At 38.4% G+C, this 4,054-nt stretch carries 2 protein-coding genes; both read left to right on the top strand.

Translation table 11 applies throughout. The annotated features are described in order from the left end of the window. On the top strand, positions 1-2,090 hold a 2,090-nt coding region (locus tag Q4Q39_RS05080), incomplete at its 5' end, for a beta strand repeat-containing protein (protein WP_303281292.1). A gap of 173 nt (positions 2,091-2,263) precedes the next feature. Further along, positions 2,264-4,054 (top strand): BspA family leucine-rich repeat surface protein (locus Q4Q39_RS05085; RefSeq protein WP_303281293.1); only part of this gene is annotated, 1,791 nt, incomplete at its 3' end.

A 4,054-nucleotide genomic window follows, 5' to 3' on the forward strand; every position in this document is an offset into this window, starting at 1 on the left:
TTAGTATTACCGATAATACGATTGATATCGATAACGATGGCAATACCGATGTTAATGTGACCTTGCAGGATGTTATAGATAATATCACCAATATTATAGATGCCAATGAGACCTTAACGACCATCGGATTAAATGCAGACGGCATCAATTTAGATTATATGGATGAAGATGGCACCATTACTCAGATAGATTTATCGGCAATTATTGCAAATTTAGAGACTCTAACATCAATAAGTATAAATCAAGTAGCAGGAACCATAACTTATAATGATGAAGACGGAAACCCAACAGTACTAAATGTAGGGACATTAGTTACGGCCAATGAAACGGCTACTAATTTATCACAAAATGATACTAGTGGTGTTATTACTTATGTTAATGAGTTAGGGGTAAATCAAACCGCAGAGGTTACAAGTATAGATGTAGGAAACCTTATTACCACGGGAACCGATGGTGGTTCGTTTATTGATACTGCAATAATAACCACAGGTGCAGCAGATGGTACTTTAACCTCTACAGGTAATACAGTAACCATTTCTGGAACACCATCTAACGCCATGTTTGAAGACGTTAATGTAGAGGTAAATGTGGCAGGCTTAACAGGCGATGGAAATATTACGTCTCCTTTAGGTACCATTACAATTGGTGGAGATGCAAATGCACTATTAGGTGATATTACTTTAGATGCCAATGAAACATCATTAGTCGTTACTACAGATGGAACAGCTTCTGGTGTCGCCTTATCAGGAACTAACGACCACACAGCCAATATTACTTTATTAAGTACAAATGCTAATAATTTACTATCTACAGGAACAGATGGCGGGGTATTTATTGATAATACAACAATAACCACAGGTGCAGCAGATGGTACATTAACCTCTACAGGTAATACAGTAACCATTTCTGGAACACCAGCTAACGCCATGTTTGAAGACGTTAATGTAGAGGTAAATGTGGCAAACTTAACTGGTGATGGAAATATTTCGTCTCCTTTGGGTACCATTACAATTGGTGGAGATGCAAATGCACTATTAGGTGACATTACTTTAGAAGCCAATGAAACATCATTAGTCGTTACTACAGATGGAACAGCTTCTGGTGTCGCCTTATCAGGAACTAACGACCACACAGCCAATATTACTTTATTAAGTACAAATGCTAATAATTTACTATCTACAGGAACAGATGGCGGGGTATTTATTGATAATACAACAATAACCACAGGTGCAGCAGATGGTACATTAACCTCTACAGGTAATACAGTAACCATTTCTGGAACACCAGCTAACGCCATGTTTGAAGACGTTAATGTAGAGGTAAATGTGGCAAACTTAACTGGTGATGGAAATATTACGTCTCCTTTAGGTACCATTACAATTGGTGGAGATGCAAATGCACTATTAGGTGACATTACTTTAGAAGCCAATGAAACATCATTAGTCGTTACTACAGATGGAACAGCTTCTGGTGTCGCCTTATCAGGAACTAACGACCACACAGCCAATATTACTTTATTAAGTACAAATGCTAATAATTTACTATCTACAGGAACAGATGGGGGGGTATTTGTAAATGCTAACGCAACAGTAGCAAACAAAATGGTATTTAGTGCTGAATATGCAGGAGCCACCCTTAGTGCAGATGGCTCCAATAATAGCATTACCATAACCGGTGATAATTCTGGAGCACCAAGCTTTATGAATTACTACCAAGCGAGCAATTTTGAAACAGATGGCGGTACTAATGATTATGATGTGGTATTACGCCTAACAGTACCTAACGATTTTAATAGTTGGTCTGGTACAACCCCAGCAATGGTTATTGATTTTCAAGGAACGGCAAACGCATCTTTTGAAGCAGATATTTTTGAAGAAGGTGGCGTTACATTACAAAATAATGGTCCTGTAGCTGGCACAGGAAGCTTTACAGAAAACACGATAGCTCTTAATGGAGCTTTAACATCGGCAGTGGCTGGAGATACACTTATTATAGTTATTAAATTAACCGTAACAGATGTAGGCACACAAGATGCAAGTTTTATACGTATAGGAGATATTACATTAAACTATAATAGCAATAGATTTTAGTAGGGCTGGTAAGCCGCAAGCCTTGTAGAGTTAATTTCTATCTAATTTATTTAAATAGAATAACAAGGCTTGCTATCTAGATCTTAGAAATTTTATAAGGTAATAATATACACAAAGTAAGCATATAACAATGTTGCCCAATGTATAGTGTACAACAATAAACGGATAAAATTATGATGCACCAATTACAAAAAAAAATACAGATAATAACCATACTGCTCTTGTCTTCTTTAGGTGCCATGGCACAAGCCGAATTCATTACGACTTGGAATACAACGAATTTTGGGAACTCCTCAAATAGTTCCATAAGAATCCAAGTCATAGGAAATTATGATATAGATGTAGGTAACGATGGAACTTACGACCTTTTTGATCGAACTACTGGAATAACTACTGTAGATGTCACGGCATTTGGTTATCCTGCGGGAGAGATACAAATAGCCATACGTAACCCTATTTCTGGAGTAGGGAATTTACAGGGTATAATGACGTTTGATGATAGGCAAAAATTACTATCAATAGATCAATGGGGGAGTAGTATTGCCTGGACTACTATGAATAGTGCTTTTAGAGGTTGTGAAAATTTAGATGTTCCAGCAACCGATGCGCCAAATTTGAGTGGGGTATCTTCACTGAATAACATGTTTGAGGGATGTACATCACTTGTAGGTACGCCAGTATTTAGTAATTGGGATGTGTCTTCCGTTACAAGTTTGAGTAGAACGTTTTTTGGAACGCCTTTATTTGATCATTATCTTGGTGACTGGGATCTCGCGAATGTTGGTAATGCATCTGGTTTTTTATCTGGATCTGGGCTTTCCCTATCCAATTGGGATGCTACAATATTAGCTTGGGCAGCCCAAGGGATTCCTGGTGGTAGTCCTGCTCCTTTGGGGGCCGCTGGTTTGGAGTATTGTGCGGCAAGTGCAGAACGGTTTGCTCTAAATAGTCAAGGTATACTTATAATTGTTGGAGATACCCAAGGCTGCCCACCCATAACTTGTAACGCTACGGCAGATAATTACCAAGAAGCCGTAGCAAACGACGGTAGTATCGCACCCAATGCAAATCCATTAATATATAATATAACAGGAGATACCTTTGCAGACGCAAATAATGACGATATAATAGAACTAGGCGATGGCTTTACGATACCTAATTTGCCAGCAGGACTCACAGCACGATTTATATTGAGTAATTCAGATACCACTGCAACTTTACAACTATCAGGAAATGCAATAAATAATAATAGTACCGATACTGTAGGCTTATTAAGAATCGAATTTGACGCTGGAATAAGAACAAGTGGAGTTCCACCAACAGTAATTTGTGACACCAGAGTCGGTGTCTTTTTTACAGACCCATTGATAGTCTGTAACTCTACTACTACGGCAAGTAATTACGAAGAAGCCGCAGCAAACGACGGTAGTATCGCACCCAATGCCAATCCGTTGGTATATACTTTAACAGGCGATACCTTTAGAGATACGAACAATGACGGTTTCTTGGATGGAGGCTTTGACGTAACTAATTTGCCAACAGGACTCACAGCACGATTTAGATTGAGTAATTCAGATACCACAGCAACTTTAGAACTGACAGGCAATGCAGTAAATAATACTAGTGCCAATAATATAGGGGTATTAAATATCGTTCGTTCATTTACTAGTCTAACAACAAGTGGTATTAGACCAACACTAACTTGTACCAACGCAGTGGGCATCAATTTTATAGATCCAGTAATAGGAATAAGCTGTAACCCAACAGCAGATGATTACCAAGAAGTTGTTGCAACGAATAATGGAAGTATCGCAACCAATGCCAACCCGTTGGTATATAACATAACAGGCGGTACCTTTATAGATACAAACAATGATGATATCTTGGATGCAGGCTTTAGCATAAGCAATTTACCATCAGGACTCACAGCACGATTTATATTGAGTAATTCAGATACCACAGCC

Source organism: Flavivirga amylovorans (assembly GCF_030540875.1).
GTDB classification, from domain to species: Bacteria; Bacteroidota; Bacteroidia; order Flavobacteriales; family Flavobacteriaceae; genus Flavivirga; species Flavivirga amylovorans.